This is a genomic window from Streptomyces sp. NRRL S-244 (genome assembly GCF_000717915.1).
Lineage (GTDB): Bacteria > Actinomycetota > Actinomycetes > Streptomycetales > Streptomycetaceae > Streptomyces.
This window is the reverse complement of record NZ_JOCX01000019.1, coordinates 38,187-56,306: the sequence shown is the minus strand read 5'-3', so window position 1 is coordinate 56,306 and position 18,120 is coordinate 38,187. Positions and strand designations below refer to the sequence as shown.

General features: G+C 72.6%; 18 protein-coding genes, 1 tRNA gene, 2 pseudogenes and 1 riboswitch. Of the genes and pseudogenes, 15 read left to right on the top strand and 6 right to left on the bottom strand.

What is annotated here, in order from left to right; genetic code table 11:
• Nucleotides 1-148: 148 nt before the first annotated feature.
• Nucleotides 149-357: riboswitch (cyclic di-AMP (ydaO/yuaA leader) on the top strand.
• 4 nt (nt 358-361) lie between these two features.
• The 9 genes from IF02_RS0122750 to IF02_RS0122710 all read left to right on the top strand — a co-directional run bounded on the left by IF02_RS0122750 (nt 362) and on the right by IF02_RS0122710 (nt 8,189).
• The gene (locus IF02_RS0122750; RefSeq protein WP_030159764.1) at nt 362-1,363 is read left to right on the top strand and encodes a M23 family metallopeptidase; all 1,002 of its coding nucleotides are present in this window, start codon (nt 362-364) and stop codon (nt 1,361-1,363) included.
• 166 nt (nt 1,364-1,529) lie between these two features.
• Nucleotides 1,530-2,315, top strand: a complete 786-nt coding sequence (locus tag IF02_RS0122745) for an SGNH/GDSL hydrolase family protein (RefSeq protein ID WP_030159762.1) — start codon at nt 1,530-1,532, stop codon at nt 2,313-2,315.
• Nucleotides 2,316-2,490: 175 nt separating this feature from the next.
• On the top strand, nt 2,491-3,690 hold the full coding sequence (locus IF02_RS0122740) for an MBL fold metallo-hydrolase (protein ID WP_030159761.1): 1,200 nt from the start codon (nt 2,491-2,493) through the stop codon (nt 3,688-3,690).
• A 239-nt stretch (nt 3,691-3,929) separates the two neighbouring features.
• The gene (locus IF02_RS0122735; protein ID WP_078622258.1) at nt 3,930-5,699 is read left to right on the top strand and encodes a sensor histidine kinase; all 1,770 of its coding nucleotides are present in this window, start codon (nt 3,930-3,932) and stop codon (nt 5,697-5,699) included.
• A 35-nt stretch (nt 5,700-5,734) separates the two neighbouring features.
• The gene (locus IF02_RS0122730) at nt 5,735-6,163 is read left to right on the top strand and encodes a roadblock/LC7 domain-containing protein (RefSeq protein ID WP_030159759.1); all 429 of its coding nucleotides are present in this window, start codon (nt 5,735-5,737) and stop codon (nt 6,161-6,163) included.
• Between the two features lie 23 nt (nt 6,164-6,186).
• A complete protein-coding gene (locus tag IF02_RS0122725; RefSeq protein WP_030159758.1) occupies nt 6,187-6,576 on the top strand; it encodes a DUF742 domain-containing protein in 390 nt (129 codons plus the stop codon).
• Entirely contained in the window at nt 6,554-7,195 is a 642-nt protein-coding gene (locus tag IF02_RS0122720; RefSeq protein WP_037836920.1) for a GTP-binding protein, read from the top strand. Before IF02_RS0122725 ends, IF02_RS0122720 begins: the two co-directional genes overlap by 23 nt.
• Nucleotides 7,165-7,743 carry a GAF domain-containing protein gene (locus tag IF02_RS0122715; RefSeq protein ID WP_051696455.1) on the top strand — a complete coding sequence of 193 codons (579 nt, stop codon included), beginning with the start codon at nt 7,165-7,167 and terminating at the stop codon, nt 7,741-7,743. The genes IF02_RS0122720 and IF02_RS0122715 overlap by 31 nt, the downstream gene beginning before the upstream one ends.
• A gap of 86 nt (nt 7,744-7,829) precedes the next feature.
• Nucleotides 7,830-8,189 carry an MmcQ/YjbR family DNA-binding protein gene (locus IF02_RS0122710; protein WP_030159754.1) on the top strand — a complete coding sequence of 120 codons (360 nt, stop codon included), beginning with the start codon at nt 7,830-7,832 and terminating at the stop codon, nt 8,187-8,189.
• Here IF02_RS0122710 and IF02_RS0122705 read toward each other — a convergent pair.
• Together IF02_RS0122705 and IF02_RS0122700 are read right to left on the bottom strand one after the other, a co-directional pair.
• The gene (locus tag IF02_RS0122705) at nt 8,186-9,094 is read right to left on the bottom strand and encodes a transketolase family protein (protein ID WP_030159752.1); all 909 of its coding nucleotides are present in this window, start codon (nt 9,092-9,094) and stop codon (nt 8,186-8,188) included. The two genes, IF02_RS0122710 and IF02_RS0122705, sit on opposite strands and share 4 nt — an antisense overlap.
• Before the next feature lie 11 nt (nt 9,095-9,105).
• Nucleotides 9,106-9,807 (bottom strand): transketolase, encoded by a 702-nt coding sequence (locus tag IF02_RS0122700; protein WP_030159750.1) that lies wholly within the window; start codon nt 9,805-9,807, stop codon nt 9,106-9,108.
• Nucleotides 9,808-9,943: 136 nt separating this feature from the next.
• Between IF02_RS0122700 and IF02_RS0122695 the strand changes: the two genes are divergently transcribed.
• Nucleotides 9,944-10,017: transfer RNA gene (locus IF02_RS0122695), tRNA-Pro, on the top strand.
• A gap of 84 nt (nt 10,018-10,101) precedes the next feature.
• Here IF02_RS0122695 and IF02_RS0122690 read toward each other — a convergent pair.
• A complete protein-coding gene (locus IF02_RS0122690) occupies nt 10,102-10,989 on the bottom strand; it encodes a LysR family transcriptional regulator (RefSeq protein ID WP_051696454.1) in 888 nt (295 codons plus the stop codon).
• Between the two features lie 95 nt (nt 10,990-11,084).
• On the opposite strand from IF02_RS0122690, the gene IF02_RS0122685 reads away from it, so the two are divergent.
• The 3 genes from IF02_RS0122685 (at nt 11,085) to IF02_RS0122675 (ending at nt 13,419) form a co-directional block, all read left to right on the top strand.
• Complete coding sequence (locus IF02_RS0122685; RefSeq protein ID WP_030159746.1) at nt 11,085-11,816, top strand: SDR family NAD(P)-dependent oxidoreductase; 732 nt, start codon at nt 11,085-11,087, stop codon at nt 11,814-11,816.
• Between the two features lie 25 nt (nt 11,817-11,841).
• Nucleotides 11,842-12,552: an SDR family NAD(P)-dependent oxidoreductase gene (locus tag IF02_RS0122680; RefSeq protein WP_030159745.1), complete on the top strand. Its 711-nt coding sequence runs from the start codon at nt 11,842-11,844 to the stop codon at nt 12,550-12,552.
• Nucleotides 12,553-12,762: 210 nt separating this feature from the next.
• On the top strand, nt 12,763-13,419 hold the full coding sequence (locus tag IF02_RS0122675) for an NADPH-dependent F420 reductase (protein WP_030159743.1): 657 nt from the start codon (nt 12,763-12,765) through the stop codon (nt 13,417-13,419).
• Between the two features lie 12 nt (nt 13,420-13,431).
• Here the strand turns inward: IF02_RS0122675 and IF02_RS0122670 are convergent, their stop codons facing one another.
• The 3 genes from IF02_RS0122670 to IF02_RS0122660 form a co-directional block, all read right to left on the bottom strand.
• The gene (locus IF02_RS0122670) at nt 13,432-14,355 is read right to left on the bottom strand and encodes an NADP-dependent oxidoreductase (RefSeq protein WP_030159738.1); all 924 of its coding nucleotides are present in this window, start codon (nt 14,353-14,355) and stop codon (nt 13,432-13,434) included.
• Between the two features lie 49 nt (nt 14,356-14,404).
• Nucleotides 14,405-14,833, bottom strand: coding sequence for a nitroreductase family deazaflavin-dependent oxidoreductase (locus tag IF02_RS0122665; RefSeq protein WP_030159736.1), 429 nt, complete (start codon nt 14,831-14,833; stop codon nt 14,405-14,407).
• A gap of 174 nt (nt 14,834-15,007) precedes the next feature.
• On the bottom strand, nt 15,008-16,843 hold the full coding sequence (locus tag IF02_RS0122660) for a glycoside hydrolase family 15 protein (protein WP_030159734.1): 1,836 nt from the start codon (nt 16,841-16,843) through the stop codon (nt 15,008-15,010).
• A 268-nt stretch (nt 16,844-17,111) separates the two neighbouring features.
• Here IF02_RS0122660 and IF02_RS36240 point away from each other — a divergent pair.
• Both IF02_RS36240 and IF02_RS35645 read left to right on the top strand, forming a co-directional pair.
• A pseudogene (locus IF02_RS36240) lies at nt 17,112-17,246 on the top strand (2Fe-2S iron-sulfur cluster-binding protein); the annotation flags it as partial.
• A gap of 27 nt (nt 17,247-17,273) precedes the next feature.
• A pseudogene (locus IF02_RS35645) lies at nt 17,274-18,119 on the top strand (FAD binding domain-containing protein); the annotation flags it as partial.
• Nucleotide 18,120 lies beyond the last annotated feature (1 nt).

Below are 18,120 nucleotides of genomic sequence, written 5' to 3'. Positions count from 1 at the left end.
AAGCCGAATGGCCCGGCCGGGGCGGTTGTTGGCGCCGGGGAATGGACGGAGGGTGACCGGAATTCCGGCGGATTCCCGCTTCTGCGAATCCGTCAGGAAATTCGTGGCTTGTTCGGTGCGGCTCAACTCGATTACCTTCGCGATCGATCCGGATGGACCGCCGAATCCTGCCGCCGTCCGGAAACCGCACCCGACTATTCACGCGCGCGGCAGGAGCGGGGGAACCAGGTAAGCCGCTGTTCCCGATCATTCGCATCGGGGCAGCTCGGGGTGAAGCCGTCCATGTTCTGTTCATGTGCGGCCGGACATCTCCAGTCCGAACCCGACAGCTCACCTCGCAGGCGACGGAGAGGAATTCGCCATGCCTGCAAAGGGTAAGCACCGACGTCCCAAGTCCCGTTCCATGGCGCGCGGCTTCGCCGTCGCGGGCACCGGCGGTGCGGCCCTCGCGCTGCCGCTGCTGGGCGCGGCCGGCGCCCACGCGGCAGGCGCCCCGGCCGCCGCTCCCGCGGCGGCTCCCGTGCAGGCGGCGCAGCTTCCGGCGGCGCTCCAGGCCGCGCCCGCCGCTGCCGAGCAGGGCTCGCCGGCCACTTCGGCCGTCTACACGGTCGTGCCGGGTGACTACCTCTCCAAGATCGCCCAGGACCGCCACCTCTCGGGCGGCTGGCAGCAGCTGTACGCCGACAACCGCGAGGCCGTCGGCGCCGACCCCTCGCTGATCCACCCCGGGCTGAAGCTGACCCTCGGCGCGAAGGGTGAGGCGGCCCCGGCTCCCGCGCGGAAGGCGGCCCCGGCCCCGGCGAAGAAGTCCTCGGACTCGGGTGCGGACTCGGGTGCGGACTCGGCCTCGGACGCCAAGGGCTCCGCGGACGCCGCGCCGGCCCCCGCCGCCGCGCCCGCCGCGCCCGCCAAGAAGGCCGCCACCGCCAAGTCCGCCGCCGGTACGGTCAGCGCCGCCGGCTTCGTCGCCCCCGTCGGCGGTGGCGGGATCTCCACCCAGTACAAGACCCCCGGTGCCATGTGGTCCAGCGGCTACCACACCGGTGTCGACTTCATCGCGAGCTCCGGCACCACCGTCCGCGCCGTCGGCGCGGGCACCGTGGTCTCCGCCGGCTGGGGCGGCGCGTACGGCAACGAGGTCGTCATCCGGCACGCGGACGGCAAGTACTCCCAGTACGGCCACCTGTCCCAGCTGTCCGTCTCGGTCGGCCAGAGCGTGACCGGCGGCCAGACCATCGGCCTCTCCGGCTCCACCGGCAACTCGACCGGGCCGCACCTGCACTTCGAGATCCGCACCGGGCCGTCCTACGGCTCGGACATCGACCCGCTGGCCTACCTCCGCTCGAAGGGCGTGAGCATCTGACGGCTCCCGCCGTCGGAGAGGCAGCCGGACCCGTGAGGCCGGGACCCGAGGGGGGTCCCGGCCTCACGCGCTGTTATTCCGTACCGACCGGGTGGTATAGATCACGGCCCGTCAACCCCTGCCTACGGTGGCGTAGGTCACGCGCCGGGGTGAAGGATGTGTTCTCGTGGCAGCGACGAAGACGACACTCAAGACCATCGGCTCGTACGCGGCGATCGGGGACAGCTTCACCGAGGGTGTGGGGGACCCGGGGCCCGGGGGGACCTTTCTCGGCTGGGCGGACCGGCTGGCCGTACTCCTGGCCGATCGGCGCGAGGAAAACGAATTCCGGTACGCGAACCTGGCCGTGCGGGGGCGCCTCCTCGACCAGGTCGTGGCCGAACAGGTCCCCCGGGCCAAGGAGCTCGCACCGGACCTGGTGAGCTTCTGCGCGGGCGGAAACGACATCATCCGGCCCGGCAGCGACCCGGACGACGCGGCGGAGCGGTTCGAGGCGGCGGTCGCCGACCTCACCGGGGCCGTCGGCCAGGTCATGATCACCACGGGCTTCGACACCCGGGGCGTTCCGGTCCTCAAGCACCTGCGGGGCAAGATCGCGACGTACAACGCGCACGTGCGCGCCATCGCGGACCGCTACGACTGCCCGGTGCTCGACCTCTGGTCCCTGAAGTCCGTTCAGGACCGGCGGGCTTGGGACGACGACCGGCTGCACCTGTCGCCCGAGGGGCACACCCGGGTCGCGCTGCGCGCCGCCCAGGTGCTGGGGCTGGAGGTGCCGGCCGATCCCGACCAGCCGTGGCCGCCGCAGCAGCCGCGCGGCTCGGTGGACGTGACCCGGGACAACATCCAGTGGGCGCGGGAGTATCTGGTGCCCTGGATCGGGCGGCGGCTGCGCGGCGAGTCCTCCGGGGACCACGTGGAGGCGAAGCGTCCGGACCTGCTGCCGCTGTAGCGCGGCGGGACGGACGCGAGGGGGGAAGGGGAAGGGGCGGGAGGGGACGGGAGGGGAGGGCGCGAGAACGGAGGCGCGCGGCGGAATCCTTCGGGGCCGGTGCGCGTTGGCAAGGTGGTAGACCGGTATTCCGTACGGCCTCACGACCATCCGCCCCACCCTCCCAGGAGGCGCTTTGACCGGCTCCCGTCCCCTGCGTCCTCGGCTGCGCGCCCTGCGGCCCGAAGCCTTCGGCGCGGATCCGTCCGGCGCCCGCCTGGAGCGGATCCGGCGCTCGCCGAACTTCGCCGACGGCGTCTTCCAGAACCCGGTCGGGGCCCGGACCAGGCCCTCCGGCTCCATGATGGAGTTCGCCAAGATCTACTTCCACAAGGAGCAGCGCACCCGGCGCAACCCGGGCGCGCCGATCCCGGTGTATCCGACGACCCTCGCCGAGCTGGCGAAACCGCCGGTCAGCGGGTTGCGCCTGACCTGGATGGGGCACTCGGGCGTGCTCGCGGAGATCGACGGGCGGCGGGTGCTGTTCGACCCCGTGTGGGGTGAGCGCTGTTCTCCGTTCCCGTTCGCCGGTCCCAAGCGGCTGCACCCCGTCCCCGTACCGCTGGCCTCGCTGGGGCCGGTCGACGCCGTGGTGATCTCGCACGACCACTACGATCACCTCGACCTGCCGACCATCAAGGAGCTGGCCGGGACGGACACGGTCTTCGCCGTGCCGCTCGGCGTCGGCGCCCACCTGGAGCGCTGGGGCGTGTCCCCGGACCGGCTGCGCGAGCTCGACTGGAACGAGGCCACCGAGATCGCGGGGCTCTCGCTGACGGCGACCCCCGCGCGGCACTTCTGCGGGCGCGGCCTGCGCAACCAGCAGAACACCCTGTGGGCCTCGTGGGTGGTCGCGGGCGACGAGCACCGGATCTTCCACAGCGGCGACACGGGGTACTTCCCCGGGTTCGCGGAGATCGGCGCCGCGCACGGCCCCTTCGACGCCACGATGATCCAGATCGGTGCGTACTCGGAGTACTGGCCCGACATCCACATGACCCCCGAGGAGGGCATGCAGGCCCACCTCGACCTCCAGGGCGGGATCCCGCACGGCACGATGCTGCCGATCCACTGGGGCACCTTCAACCTGGCGCTGCACCCGTGGGACGAGCCGGGCGAGGGCACCGTGGCCGCCTCCGAGGCCACCGGAGCGGCGATCGCCCTGCCGATCCCGGGCCAGCCGTTCGAGCCGGGCGACGCGGGCGCCCCGAGCGAGCCGTGGTGGCGCCCCTTCGTGGCCTCGGCCCCGCCCGTCCCGGCGGCGCCGTCCCGCCCGGTCGCGACCAACCGGCCCCCGGCCGCGGCGCACGAGGAACCGGAGGCCGTCGGCTCGTAGGGGGTGCTTCCGGGGCCGGGGGGTGCGCGTCCCGTACGGTCCTCGCGAACGTGCGCCCCCGGCGGATTCGGGCTGTCGTACGAGCGCTCCATCGGGAGCGGGAAGCACCCCGGCGAAGTTCCCCAACTGGCTGTCAGGGGCGGGATCGTGCGGTCTAGCGTGGGTATCCGGTGATCAACACCGTGATCCACACCGGGCCCCGGAACCCTGGGGGCCCGGGCCCCACGTAGAGGACGCCGATGTCCGGACTCCGCGCCGCCCGCCACGCCCCGTCGAGACACGCCGTCACCGGTCCCGGCCGGCAGATACGGCCCCAGCTGGTCCGCGCCGCCCTGCTGCCCACGCTCGCCGCCGGGCTGAGCGGCGCCGCCGCGGTGATCTTCACGTTGCAGCTCGGCGGGGGCGCGGGGGAGCGGGACGCCCGGCTCTGGCCGGTCCTGGCGGGCTGCGCGCTGCTCGCCCTCGGAGCGCTGGCCGCCGCCCTGCTCGGAGCCCAGCGCTCCGCCAAGGCCGTCCGGGACCGCTGCGAGGCCCTGCGCCGCTCCAGCGTGCGCGGACGCCAGGAGCTGCGGACCGCCGCCGAGCGGCTGGAACGGGGTGAGCCGCCGGTCCGCCCGGTCCGCGGCGGACCGACGGCCCCGCCGCCCGGCACCGACCCGGCCCGGGTGGACGAGTTCTGGCTGCTCTCCCAGGAGCTGCGCGGCGCCCGCGAACACGCGCACACGACCCTCGTACGGCTGGCCGGCCCGGCGGCACCGTCCGACAGCGACCGCAAGGTCGAGGTCTTCGTCAACCTCGCGCGCCGGCTCCAGTCCCTCGTGCACCGGGAGATCTCGCTGCTCGACGAGTTGGAGGACACCGTCGAGGACCCCGACCTCCTCAAGGAGCTCTTCCACGTCGACCACCTCGCCACCCGGATCCGCCGCCACGCCGAGAACCTGGCCGTGCTCGGCGGCGCCGCCTCCCGGCGCCAGTGGACCCGGCCCATCGACCTGAGCGAGGTGCTGCGCTCCTCCGTCGCGGAGGTCGAGCAGTACACGCGGGTCAAGGTGGTGCCCCCGGCGGGCGGCACCGTACGCGGCCACGCCGTCGCCGACGTCGTGCACCTGCTGGCCGAACTGGTCGAGAACGCCACGGTGTTCTCCGCCCCCGACACCGACGTGGTGGTGCGCGCCGAGCGGGTCACCGCGGGCATCGCCGTCGAGGTGGAGGACCGCGGGCTGGGCATGCCGGCCGCGGAGCAGCACCGGATGAACGCCCTGCTCGTCGATCCCGACCAGATCAGCGTCCGGCACCTGCTGGCGGACGGGCGGATCGGCCTGTTCGTGGTGTCGGCGCTGGCCCGGCGGCACGGGATCGCCGTCGAGCTCAAGTCCAACATCTACGGCGGCGTGCTCGCGGTGCTGGTGCTGCCGCAGGAGCTGCTGGGGGCGGAGGCGCCGAGCGCCGCCGATGCGCTCGGGGGCTCCCGGGCCACGTCGTGGGGGACCGGGGACGGGGGCGCCGGCATGCCTCCGCTGGAGCCCGTACGGGTGGCGGTACCGAAGCCTCAGCCGAAGCCACAGCCACAGCCACAGCCTCAGCCGAAGCCGGAGCAGCACCCGGAACCGCTGCTTCGACGGGAGCCGGAGCCGGCGGCACCGACCTGGGCGGCGGCGCCCGCGCCGCGCCCGCAGACGCGTCCGCGGCCGTGGCCGGCGTGGCCCGAGACGGACCGCCGGGGTCCGGAGGAGACGCCGGCCGTCGAGACGACCCTGGACCTGGGCCTCGACCTGGGGCTGGACATGACCCCGCCGACCATGGCGGTGGTCTCCGTACCGGCCGCCCGGACGGATCCCGACCGGCCGCCCCTGCCCCGCCGCCGGGCCCAGCACCACCTCGCCCCGCAGCTGCGGGACGCCCCCGCCCCGCGGCCGGCCGGCACACCCGAACAACCCGTGCACGACCCGGGCCTGATGGCCGCCTTCCAACGGGGCTTCGGCCTCGCCCAGTCGGAGAACCAGCCATGACCCCGACCTCTCACCTCAGCAAGGAGCGCACCACCATGGGCGGCGAAGCGGCGACCAAGACCAGCCGGCTCTCGGACCTCGACTGGCTGCTCAGCGGCCTGGTCCAGCGGGTCCCCTACACGCGCAGCGCGGTCCTCCTCACCGCCGACGGCCTCGTCACGTGCGTCCACGGCCTCGACAACGACAGCGCCGACCACCTGGCGGCCCTGGCATCCGGGCTCTACTCGCTCGGGCGGAGCGCCGGATCCCGCTTCGGGGACGGCGCGGAGGTCCGGCAGGTGGTGGTCGAACTCGACACCGCGCTCGTGTTCGTGTCGGCCGCCGGGGCGGGCACCTGCCTCGCCGTCCTGGCCGACCGGGAGGCCGACGCGGGCGTACTCGGCTACGAGATGGCGATGCTGGTCAAGAGCGTCCGACCGTACCTGGCGGCCCCGCCGCGGCGGCCCGTCGGCGACCCCGAGTGATGCGCGCCCGCGCCACGTACGGCATGGGAGCTGCGCGGGACACGCCCTGGCTCGACGATTCGGCGGGCCGGGTGATGCGCCCGTACACCGCCAGTGGCGGGCGGACCCGCCCGGCCGCCGCGCTCGACCTGCTGTCCCTGGTGACCGCGACGGGGGTGCGGCCGCGCGGCCCGCTCGGCGCGGAGCACACGCTGGCGCTGCGCCTGTGCGCCGGCTCCGCGGCCGTCACCGTCGCCGAGGTGGCCGGACAGCTGCGGCTGCCGGCGGTGGTGGTGAAGGTGCTGCTGTCCGACCTGATGGAATACGGGGCCGTCACGGCGCAGGCGCCGCGGTTCCCGGGCGGCGGATACGTCGCCGCCGACGACCAGAACCTGCTCCGGGCGGTGCTCGATGGCCTACGCCGACGACTGTGACACCCGCCTCGCCCCCGCCCTGCCGGCGACGCTGAAGATCCTGGTCGCGGGTGGGTTCGGGGCGGGCAAGACGACCTTCGTGGGCGCCGTGAGCGAAATCGAGCCGCTGCGCACGGAGGAGCTGCTCAGCGGGCTGAGCGAGGGACCCGACCCGCTCGACGGGGTCGAGGCGAAGACGTCGACGACCGTCGCGCTCGACTTCGGCCGGATCACCCTGGACGAACGGCACGTCCTGTACCTCTTCGGCACGCCGGGGCAGCAGCGCTTCTGGTTCCTGTGGGAGGAGCTGTGCGCGGGCGCGCTCGGCGCGGTGGTGCTCGCGGACACGCGCCGGCTCGACGACTGCTTCCCGGCCGTGGACTTCTTCGAGCGGCGCGGCATCGGGTTCATCGTCGCCGTCAACGAGTTCGACGAGGGCCACCGCTACACCGCCGACGAGGTGCGCGAGGCGGTGGGGCTCGGGCCGGAGGTGCCCGTCGTACGGTGCGACGCGCGGCTCACCAGCTCGGGGACGGGGGCGCTGGCCGCCCTGGTCCACCACTTGCTCTTCACGGCGGCGACGGACAAGTCAGCGAAGTCAGCGAAGTCATGGGATGGGGATGGGGGGAAACCGCTGTGACGTACTACGAGTCGACCGGACACCTGCTGCTCACGCCGGTGGACCGGGAGGCGCCCGCGCGCGCCGTCCGGCTGCGGGAACTGGGCCTGGGGGAGCGGGCGGACACGGAGCTCGACGCCTTCGCCCGGCAGATCGCCGAGGTACTGGCGGCCCCGTACGCGGGGGTCAACTTCGTCGGTGAGGAACGGCAGTTCTTCGCCGGGCTGCACCACGCGCCGGACGCCCCGGCGAGCGGGTATCCGGCGAGGGTGCTGCCGCGGGACCACGGGTACTGCCCGCACGTGGTGGTGCGGCGCCGGGCGCTGGTGCTGGAGGACGTACGGGACTTCGCCCGCTTCGCGGGCAACGCGGTGGTGGACGAGAGCGGGGTCCGGTCGTACGTGGGCGCGCCGCTGATCGACCGGACGGGGGCGGTCCTGGGCACGGTCTGCGCGGTCGACGTGGAACCCCGCCGCTGGGGCCTGAAGGGCCTGGCCACGGCCAAATCCCTGGCGGCGGACCTGCTGGAGATCATCCACGCCCGCGAAGACACCCTCCGCACCGGCTGAGCCCCGCCGTCCGGGGGCGGTTGTCAGTGCCGGCCGCTACGGTCGACGACATCAGCCCGACCGGTGGTGGGGAGAGGAGTCGCGCGATGACCGTGACCGCCGAGGACGTCCGTATGACCGCGCTGTCGCTGCCCGACAGCAGCGAGAAACTCGCGTGGGGCATGCCCACGTTCCGGGTGGGCGGGAAGATATTCGCCGCGCTCGGCGAGGACGACGCCTCGATCGGGGTGAAGTGCCCGAAGGAGGACCGCGCGGAGCTGATCGCCGCCGAGCCGGAGAAGTTCTTCATCCGGGAGGGCCACGACGACAACTACGCCTGGCTCCGGGTCCGGCTGGCGGCGCTGGAGGGCGCCGCAGAGCTGCGCGCGATCCTGATCGACTCCTGGCTCCAGGCGGCCCCCAAGCGCCTGGCTGCGGCCCACCCTGAACTGGACGCCCCGGCCTAGCGCGGCTCGACGAAGGCGCCGATCCGCTCGCGGAGGGAGTGCGGGTCGAGGCCGTGCGCGGCGGTGTGCTCCTCGATCGCGCCGTAGCGGCGGAGCTCGGCGCGGCCGACGCCGAGGCCGAGGATCCGGTGCGGGACCTCCGTCAGGGCCTGGGCCGCGGCCGCCGTGGAGGTGGAGGCCAGGTACGGCTCGACGAGGACGACGTCGGCCGTGCCCCGGCCGACGGCCTCGCGCAGGGCCGCGTCGTCGAAGGGCCGCACGGTGGTGGCGTACAGCACGGTCACGTCCAGCCCCTCCGTCGCGGCGAGCACGTTGTCCAGCAGCGGGCCGACGGCGACGACGACAGCGGCGCCGGGCCCTCCTTCCCGTACGGTCAGGAAGCCCGCGCCGTCCACCGGGCGCGGGGCGGCGTTCGACTGCTGCGAGAGGCGTACGTAGACCTTGTCGTCCCCGGCGGCGTAGGCGTGGCGCAGCAGCGCCTCGGCCTCGTCCGGATGCCCGGGCACGTGGACCGTCCAGCCGTCGAGGGTGTCCATCAGCGCCACGTCACCCGGCGCCATGTGCGTGAGCCCGCCGGCCGGCCAGTCGTAGCTGGCGCTCGCGCTGACCAGGACCCCGCCCGTGCCCTGGTGCCCGAAGTCCAGCTTGACCTGCTCGAACGGCCGCTCCACCAGGAAGCTGGCGAAGGTGTGCACGATCGGGCGCAGCCCGGTCAGGGCCAGCCCGCCGCCGACCCCGATCAGCAGTTGCTCCCGGATCCCGACGTTGATCACCCGCTCCGGATGGCGCTGCTGGCCGGGCCGGAACCCGTCCATGGTGATCTCGGCGAGCACGAGTGCCAGCCGGGGATCCTCGTCGAGCGCGCGCGAAGTAACGGAGACGAACCTCTCCCGCATGTTGTCCACGGCCAACCCCTCTACTGCTTCTTCTCGACACGGGCGATGACGGCGTGGGGCCGGCCCGGATGCGGTGTGGTGAAGGCGGCGTGCAGCGCCGCGTGGTCCCGGCCGTCGACGGTCACCGCCGACCAGCCGGCGGCCTCGAAGCGGGAGGCGATCCCGCCGCGCCAGCCGTGGGTCGCGGAGTCGTTGTCGATCACCACGGTGTGCAGCCGCTCCAGCCCGGCGGCGCCGGCGTAGGCGAGGGCCTCGTGGTTGCTGCCCTCGTCGAGCTCCGCGTCCCCGATCAGCACCCACACCGCCGGCTCGTCCAGCCCCTGCGCCCGCAGCCCGAGCGCACTGCCCACGGCGAGCGGCAGCCCGTGCCCGAGCGAGCCGCTGCCGATCTCCACTCCGGGGATCAGGGTGCGGTCCGGGTGGTGCCCGAGGGGCGAGTCGTACGAGCCGAAGCCGCGCAGCCACTCCACCGGGAAGAACCCCTTGGCGGCGAGTACGGCGTAGTACGCCATCGGCCCGTGCCCCTTGGAGAGCAGGAACCGGTCCCGCCCGGCCTCCTCGGCCGCCTCGGGCTCCACGCGCAGCACCCGGTCGTAGAGCACCCACAGCACGTCGAGCGTGGAGTGGGCGGCGGGCCCGTGCTTCTCGGCCCCGGTCATGAGCGCGATGAGCCGCCCCAGATCCTCGTAGCGGAACCCCGTGTCCGCGATTGCCTGTGTCATGCATCGATCATGCAACCTCAAGTCCGCTTGAGGTCAAGCACGCCCCGACCCGAGAAAGGTGCGCGCGACCACCCCGCGAAGTGCGGTATTGTTCTCCTGCGCGTTCGGCCAGGGGAAACCCCAGGTCAGCGGGTATCGGGACGTGGCGCAGCTTGGTAGCGCACTTGACTGGGGGTCAAGGGGTCGCAGGTTCAAATCCTGTCGTCCCGACTCGAAAGAGTCGCAGATCAAGGGGCCGTTTCAGAGCAATCTGAGACGGCCCCTTGACCGTTTTCGGGGCCGGATGAGGATGGGTCAGTGATCGGCCCAAGCGGCGTCTGCGGGCAGTGCATTGGGGAGGCGCGTCGCGGTACGGACGAGGTGCGCGACGGCTCGGGACCGGCTGTGCGTCGGCCAGGCGATCACGGTGGTGACGGCCGGGGCATCGAGCACGGGCACGGCGGCGAGGTTCCCGTGCAGTTGGGTTCGGCACGACTCCGGTGAGACCGCGCACGCACGGCCGAGCGCGACGAGCTGGAGCAGCTGGGCGTGGTCGCGGACCCGCGGGCCGGGGCCCGGCGGGTAGCTGCCGTCGGGGTCGGGCCAGCGCGGCAGGGGCAGGCCCGGCAGCCCGGTGATGTCGGCCATGTGCACATGGGTCCGGACGGTGAGCGGATGCCCGGCAGGCAGGACCGCGACCTGGCCCTCCGTGGTCAGCTCTTCGGTGTGGAATCCCGCGGTCGAGTCGAACGGCCGGTGCAGCAGTGCCACGTCGGCCCGGCCCTCGCGCAGGAGCCGTGACTGCTCGGCCGGGCCGCACAGGATGACCTCGACCGGCACCGCGCCGGGCTCGGCGGCGTACGCGTCGAGCAGCTTCGCCAGCAGTTCGCTGGACGCGCTGGCCTTCGTGACCAGGACCAGGCCGGGACGGCCGGTCGTGGCAAGGGCGGCGCGGCGGGTCCGGCGCTCGGCGGCATCGACCGCGTCGAGGGCCGCCCGGCCCTCCGCCAGCAGCACCGAGCCGGCCTCGGTCAGCGTGACGCTGCGGCTGGTCCGATCCAGCAGCGCCGCCCCGAGCCGGCGCTCGAGCTGCTGGATCGCCCGCGACAAAGGCGGCTGTGCGATCCCGAGCCGCTGTGCGGCGCGCCCGAAGTGCAGCTCTTCGGCGACCGCGACGAAATAGCGCAGTTCCCGGGTCTCCATGCGGCCACGGTACTCCGGATCGATACCCGGACGGTATCGACGCCCACCCGATCGGTCTTGGACCTCCAGCCGGGTTCAGCGGCAGCATGATTCCCATGAGCGAACGAACGATTGCGCTGGTCACCGGCGCGAACAAGGGAATCGGCTACGAGATCGCCGCGGGCCTGGGCGCCCTCGGCTGGAGCGTCGGCGTGGGCGCCCGCGACGATCGGCGCCGTGAGGACGCGGTGGTCAGGCTGCGCGCGTCCGGCGTCGACGCGTTCGGCGTACCGCTCGACGTGACCGACGACGCGAGTGCGAGCGCCGCCGCGCGACTGATCGAGGAACGGGCCGGGCACCTCGACGTGCTCGTCAACAACGCCGGCATCGCCGGTGGCATGCCGCAGGACCCCACCCGGGTGGACCCCGACACCATCCGGACGGTCGTGGAGACCAACGTGATCGGCGTCGTCCGCGTCACCAATGCAATGCTGCCGCTGCTGCGCCGCTCCGCCTCACCGCGGATCGTGAACATGTCCAGCAGCGTGGGCTCCCTCACCCGGCAGGCGGGAGCGGCTGCCGAGCAGACGGCGGGTCCGGTGGCCGCGGCGTACTCGCCGTCGAAGACATTCCTGAACGCCGTGACCCTCCAGTACGCCCGGGAGTTGAGCGGCACGAACATCCTGATCAACCTCGGCTGCCCCGGCTACGTCGCGACCGACCTCAACGGCTTCCGCGGCGTGCGCACCCCCGAGCAGGGCGCGGCGATCGCCGTCAAACTGGCGACCCTGCCCGACGGCGGTCCGACCGGCCAGTTCTTCGATGATGCAGGCGTAGTGCCCTGGTGACGTGCAGTGAAAGGAGCGCTGAGCAGTGTCTACCGCGTTTTCCGAGACGGACGGGGGCCGGCGGGTGGCGGTCGTGACCGGCGGCGCCGGTGCGATCGGCGGTGCGATTGCCGCGCGGCTCGCGGTCGATCACACCGTGGTCGTGCTCGACCGTGCGGGTGATGTCCCGGTCGATCTGGGTGATCCGGCCGATGTGCGCCGGGTCGCGCAGCTGGTGCTGGATCGCCATGGCCGGTGCGATGTCCTGGTCCACTCGGCCGCCATGGTCGCCTTCGGGCCGTTCGAGGACTTCGAACTCGACGTGTGGCGTCAGGTCCAGGCGGTGAACGTCGAGTCGGCGCTGCTGCTCACCCAGGCGTTCGCGCCGGGGATGCGCGAGCGGGGCTTCGGCAGGGTCGTCTTCATCGTGTCCAACACCTTCTGGCGTCCCCCGGGCGCGCACATGCTCGCGTACGTGGCGTCCAAAGGGGCGTTGATCGGCATGACCCACGCCCTCGCCGTCGGACTCGGCGGCCAGGGGATCGCCGTGACGGCCGTGGCCCCCGGGCTGACGCGCACTCCGGCGACCGGCGTCGTGCCGGTGGAGGAGTTCGAGGAGGTCGCAGCGCGCCAGGCGCTGCCCCGGCCGCTCACCCCCGACGACACCGCGGCCGTGGTGGCGATGCTCGTCCGCGACGACGCCGCCGCGCTGACGGGCCAGGTGCTCACGGTCGACGGTGGCCTGGTGATGCGTTAGGGAGGTTTCGGAGCCCGGGGATCGGCGGTGGTCTCGTCCGCGGCGGCGCGTCGTCGAGCGCGGGGAGCCGGTCGACCGGGTGCGGGCGTATCAGGCATTCGGGCTGCTGTCCGACGACATCCGGGATGTCGGAGACGTTTGGGAGGTATCGGACGTCCGGAGCGCCCAAGCTTGACCTGATTCCACGTCAACGGAGGAGGAAGGCCGGAGATGACCACCGCAATCGTAGGGGTCGGCAACATCGGAGCCGTGCTCGCCCGGCACCTGGTGGCCGGGGGTGAGAACGTCGTCCTGGCGGGAAAGGGGTCCGCGCGCGCCGCGGAGATCGCGGACGAGCTCGGTCCCCTCGCCCGGGCCGCCTCCGTGCAGGACGCGATCCCCGATGCGGACACGGTCGTGTTCGCCGTCTGGCTGGACGCGATGAGGGAGCTGATCCCGCAGGTCGCGCCCCTGCTCGAGGGCAAGGTCGTGATCGACCCCTCGAACCCGATCGCCTTCGACGAGGACGGCGGGCTCGTGCGGTCGCTGCCCGAAGGGGAGTCGGCCGGGTCGGTGGCCGCCGCTCTCCTGCCCGAGAACGCCCACTACGTCAAGGCGTTCGGCACCCTCGCCGCGGAGGTGCTCGCCGCGAACGCACACCGCACGCCGCGACGGGCGGCGCTCTTCTACGCCACCGACGACGAGCGCGCCGCGGCAGCGGCCGAGCGCCTGATCCGCACGGCCGGGTTCGACCCCGTCAAGGCCGGCGGCCTGGCCGATGCCGGACGCATCGAGTCGCCCGGCGGTGACCTGAACCAGTTCGGCGCCGACGGCGAGCTCGTCGACGTCGCCCAGGCGACCGCCGCGGTGCACGACTCCAGCCACTGAGTTCCACACGGTCTAGGGCCTGAGGGCGATCTTGCCGTGGGTGTGGCGGCGTTCGAGCTCGGTGTAGGCCTCGCGGACCTGTGCCAGCGGGTAGACGTTCGCGATCGGCAGCTCGAGGTGTCCGTCGGCGATCAGGGCGGCAAGCTCGGCGAGCACCTTGGCGCCCGGCCCGGCCGCGATTCCCCCGTCGGTCTTCACTCCGTACTTCTCGGCGGCCGCGAAGTCGGCGATGGTGTCGATGCGGTCGGTCGCGACGCCGAGGGAGAGGGCCAGCTCGACGTACCCGTCGCCGAAGGTGTCGATGAAGGCGTCCACGCCGCCGGGCGCGGCCGCCCTGATGCGGTCCGCGACGCCCTCGCCGTACGCGACCGGGATCACGTCGTGGCTCCCCAGCCACGCGTGGTTGCCCGCGCTCGCCAGGCCGATGACCGTGGCCCCGGTGCGGCGGGCGAGCTGGACGGCGAGCGAGCCGACTCCCCCGGCGGCTCCGGAGACGACGACGGTCTCGCCCTCCTCGGGCTGGACGGCGTGCACCGCTCCCCATGCGGTCACGCCGACGACGTACAGGCTGCCGGCCACCTCCCACGAGACCTGCTCCGGCTTGCGCGTGAGGTCACCGGCCTCGACCAGGACCAGCTCGGCCTGGGCGGCCCGCTTCTGGCTGAATCCGATCACCTCGTCGCCGGGCGAGAATCCGGCAACCCCCGCGCCGGCCTCCTCGATGACCCCGGCGAGGTCGCTGCCCTGCCCGGACGGGAACGTCGAGGGGAACAGATCCGTCAGAGCTCCCGTGCGGATGACCGCCTCACTGGGGTTGATGCCGGCCGCTTTCACCCGTACGAGGACCTGCCCGTCCCCGGGCACCGGGCGTTCCACCTCGTCGACCCGCAACACGTCGATCCCGCCGAACTCGTCGTACCTGACCGCCTTGGGCATGGTCTCTCTCCTTCGACTTGCTGAAAGGTGAAAGCTGGCAGGGGTGTGGCTAAGCCTGCCGGAGTTCGAGTACGGGAATGACGCGGATTCCGGCGGTCTGGCGCGCGTACTCGGCGAAGCCGGGGTAGCGCCGCGCCTGCTCGGCGTAGATGCGGTCGCGTTCGGCGCCGGCCAGTTCGCGGACGGTCACCTGGTAGGTCGCGGTGCCGCGTTCGACGGTGCCCTCACCGGCGGCGGTCAGATTGCGGTACCAGTCAGGGTCGGTGGGCGCGCCGCCCTTGGACGCGAAGACGTAGACGACGTCCGGCGCGGTCTCGTCCGGGAGGTACATCACCGGGCTGATGTGTTCCTGCCCGCTCTTGCGGCCGCGGTGGTGGACGAGGACCAGCGGAGCGCCCTCGAAGACCCCGCCGACCCTGCCCTCGTTCGCTCGGAACTCCGTGATGACCTTCGCGTTCCGGTCGAGTGCTTCGCTCATGTCGAACTCCTGTCGTTCACGATCCGGGGTCATGTGCCGGCGACCTCCTGCCCGGAGGCGGGCCACTGTGAAGCCTTCCACCAGACAGGTGAGGAGCATCACCGGATCAGGGTGATTAGCACGGCCGGCAGCACGGCAGGCAGTACCCGGCGGCCCCCGGCGGCCCCCGCGACGTCAGCCCAGCGCGCGGTCGAGGTTGAAGGCGGCGCTGATGAGCGAGAGGTGGGTGAAGGCCTGGGGGAAGTTGCCCAGCTGTTCTCCGGTCGGGCCGATCTCCTCGGCGAACAGACCGAGGTGGTTGGCGTAGGTGAGCATCTTCTCGAAGGCGAGCCGGGCCTCCTCCAGCCGGCCTGCGCGGGCCAGCGCCTCCACGTACCAGAAGGAGCAGATCGAGAAGGTGCCCTCGGGCCCGTGCAGGCCGTCCGGGCTGGCGGTCGGGTCGTAGCGGTAGACCAGCGAGTCGGAGACCAGGTCCGCGGTGAGCGCGTCCAGGGTGGAGAGCCACTTGGGGTCGGTGGGCGAGATGAACTTCGCCATCGGCATCATCAGCAGTGAGGCGTCCAGCACGTGGTCGTCCAGCCCCTGGACGAACGCCCCGCGCTCGCCCGACCAGCCGCGCCGCATGATCTGCCGGTAGATCGCGTCCCGCGACTCCCGCCACCGGTTCAGGTCGGCCGGCAGACCGCGGCGGTTCGCCATGCGCATCGCGCGCTCCAGCGCCACCCAGCACATCAGCCGCGAGTACACGAAGTTCCGCCGGCCCGCCCGGGTCTCCCAGACCCCCTCGTCGGGCTGGTCCCAGTGATCGCAGAGCCAGTCCGCCATCGCGCCGACCTCGTCCCAGCGGGCGCTGCTGATCGGCTGCCCCCACTTGTCGTACAGGTAGATGGAGTCGATCAGGGCTCCGTAGATGTCCAGCTGGAGCTGGCCGGTGGCGGCGTTGCCCACCCGGACCGGCGCGGATCCGAGGTAGCCCTCCAGGTGCGAGAGCTCGTACTCGGGCAGCTCGCTGCGCCCGTCGATGCCGTACATGATCTGCAACGGGCCGGTCGCACCGCTGCCGCGCATGATGCCGCGCTCACCGAGGAACCCCATGAACGCCTCGGCTTCCGAGGTGAACCCCAGGCGCAGCATGGCGTAGACGCAGAAGGCGGCGTCGCGGACCCAGACGTAGCGGTAGTCCCAGTTGCGCTCGCCGCCGATCTGCTCGGGCAGGCTGGTGGTCGGTGCGGCGACGATCGCACCGGTCGGCGCGTAGGTGAGCAGCTTCAGCACCAGCGCGGAGCGGTTCACCGTTTCCCTCCACCGCCCGTGGTAGCGGGAACCGGCCAGCCAGCGGCGCCAGAACTGGACGGTCGCCTCGGCCTGCTCCTGCGCTTCGGCGCGTGGGCACGACCGGGGCGGGACGCCGTCGCCGATCTGGTCGAGGGCGAACACGTTGGACTCGCCCTCGAGGAGCTTGAAGTGCGACCACACGTCCAGGCCGTCGCTTTCCAGGGGTGCGGTGGCGGTCAGCGCGAGCGTCAGTGAGGGGGAGCGGAACACCGCCGTGTGGCCTTCGAGGTGCGTGGTGTGCGTTTCGGCGCCGTAGCCGAAGCGGGGGGCGATGCGCGCCCTGAAGGGGAGGGTTCCGCGGACGCAGATCACGCGCCGGATCAGCCGGTGCCGGGTCGCCTCGCGTGACTCGTCGACCACGGGCATGAAGTCCTGGATCTCCGCCACCCCGTCCGCGGCGAAGAACCGTGTGATCAGCACGTTCGTATCGGGGAAGTAGAACTGCCTGGTGCGGGTCGGGACCTCGGCGGCCAGCTCGAACGAGCCGCCCCGGTCGGCGTCGAGGATGGACCCGAAGACGCTGGGTGCGTCGAAGCGCGGGCAGCAGTACCAGTCGATGGTGCCGTTCGTGCCGACCAGGGCGGTCGTACGGAGGTCGCCGATCAGGCCGTGATCGGATATCGGGATGTAGCGGGAGCCGTCCCCCTGCTCGAAACCAGTCGCGTCGAACGCCATACCGGCCTCCCTGCCGCCGGGGCCGGGGCCCGGGCCTGGGCCTGGGGATGAAACCTTGCCCCCTTGCCACCTTGCTTTTCATGCTAGACCGCTGCGTCGGACGCGTGACTCGGGGTGATCGTCCGGGAGGGCGCCCCGGCCCCACTGCTACAGTGAGTAGCAGTTCGTTCTCTCTGAGTATTCGCGTGGGTGGTCCAGTGCGTCCAGGTGGGTTCGGTGGCGCGTCCGCCGTGGGCCGACGGCGTTTCCTGGTGATGTCGACGGGGAGCGGCGGTCCGCGGTGGTGGACAGCAGGACGTCGCTCCTCGGCCTCCTGCGGGAGCACCTGGGGCTGCCCGGCACGAAGAAGGGCTGTGACCAGGGAGCCTGCGGGGCGTGCACGGTCCTGGTCGACGACCGCAGGGTCAACTCCTGCCTCACGTTCGCCGTCATGCACGACGGCGCGCACGTCACCACGATCGAGGGACTCGCGCGCGGCGGCCGTCTGCACCCCCTCCAGCAGGCGTTCATCGACCACGACGGGCTGCAGTGTGGGTACTGCACGCCGGGCCAGATCGTCTCGGGGGCGGCCTGCATCGCGGAAGGGCACGCCCGCTCCCGGGAGGAGATCCGCGAGTGGATGAGCGGCAACCTCTGTCGCTGCGGCGCCTACACGAACATCGTCACGGCGACCGAGCGCGCCGCGCCGGCCGCCGGGGCCGACGGCGGCCGCTACATCGCGGGCGGCACGACACTGGTCGACCTGATGCGCGAGACCGTCGAACGCCCGTCCCGCGTGGTCGACATCAACGGTCTCCCGCACCGGGACATCGCCGTGCCGTCGGAAGGCCTGCGGGTGGGTGCCCTGGTCCGGATGAGCGAGCTCGCCGCGCACCCGGACGTACGCTCCCGGTACCCCGTCATCGCGCAGTCACTGGAGCTGGGCGCCTCTGCGCAGCTGCGCAACATGGCCTCCATCGGCGGGAACCTCATGCAGCGCCCCCGCTGCCCCTACTTCCGGGACGTGCACTCGGCGTGCAACAGGCGCTCACCCGGCACGGGGTGCGACGCCGCCGACGGTGACAACCGGATGCAAGCGGTCCTGGGCGCCGGCGCGCACTGCGTGGCCACCCACCCCTCGGACCTCGCCGTGGCGCTGGTGGCCTTGGACGCCGTCGTCCGGCTGCGGAGCACGGAGGGCACCCGAGCGGTCCCGGTCGCGGAGTTCTTCCTGCGGCCGGGGAACACCCCGCACCGGGAACAGGACCTGAGGCCGGGTGAACTCATCACCTCCGTAC

What these genes read in the sequence shown, in the direction of transcription:
- IF02_RS0122750 (WP_030159764.1), top strand. Translation starts at nt 362, where the DNA reads ATGCCTGCAAAGGGTAAGCACCGACGTCCCAAGTCCCGTTCCATGGCG.
- IF02_RS0122735 (WP_078622258.1), top strand. Translation starts at nt 3,930, where the DNA reads ATGTCCGGACTCCGCGCCGCCCGCCACGCCCCGTCGAGACACGCCGTC.
- IF02_RS0122730 (WP_030159759.1), top strand. Translation starts at nt 5,735, where the DNA reads ATGGGCGGCGAAGCGGCGACCAAGACCAGCCGGCTCTCGGACCTCGAC.
- IF02_RS0122725 (WP_030159758.1), top strand. Translation starts at nt 6,187, where the DNA reads ATGGGAGCTGCGCGGGACACGCCCTGGCTCGACGATTCGGCGGGCCGG.
- IF02_RS0122720 (WP_037836920.1), top strand. Translation starts at nt 6,554, where the DNA reads ATGGCCTACGCCGACGACTGTGACACCCGCCTCGCCCCCGCCCTGCCG.
- IF02_RS0122715 (WP_051696455.1), top strand. Translation starts at nt 7,165, where the DNA reads ATGGGATGGGGATGGGGGGAAACCGCTGTGACGTACTACGAGTCGACC.
- IF02_RS0122710 (WP_030159754.1), top strand. Translation starts at nt 7,830, where the DNA reads ATGACCGTGACCGCCGAGGACGTCCGTATGACCGCGCTGTCGCTGCCC.
- IF02_RS0122700 (WP_030159750.1), bottom strand. Translation starts at nt 9,807, where the DNA reads ATGACACAGGCAATCGCGGACACGGGGTTCCGCTACGAGGATCTGGGG.
- IF02_RS0122690 (WP_051696454.1), bottom strand. Translation starts at nt 10,989, where the DNA reads ATGGAGACCCGGGAACTGCGCTATTTCGTCGCGGTCGCCGAAGAGCTG.
- IF02_RS0122685 (WP_030159746.1), top strand. Translation starts at nt 11,085, where the DNA reads ATGAGCGAACGAACGATTGCGCTGGTCACCGGCGCGAACAAGGGAATC.
- IF02_RS0122675 (WP_030159743.1), top strand. Translation starts at nt 12,763, where the DNA reads ATGACCACCGCAATCGTAGGGGTCGGCAACATCGGAGCCGTGCTCGCC.
- IF02_RS0122670 (WP_030159738.1), bottom strand. Translation starts at nt 14,355, where the DNA reads ATGCCCAAGGCGGTCAGGTACGACGAGTTCGGCGGGATCGACGTGTTG.
- IF02_RS0122665 (WP_030159736.1), bottom strand. Translation starts at nt 14,833, where the DNA reads ATGAGCGAAGCACTCGACCGGAACGCGAAGGTCATCACGGAGTTCCGA.
- IF02_RS0122660 (WP_030159734.1), bottom strand. Translation starts at nt 16,843, where the DNA reads ATGGCGTTCGACGCGACTGGTTTCGAGCAGGGGGACGGCTCCCGCTAC.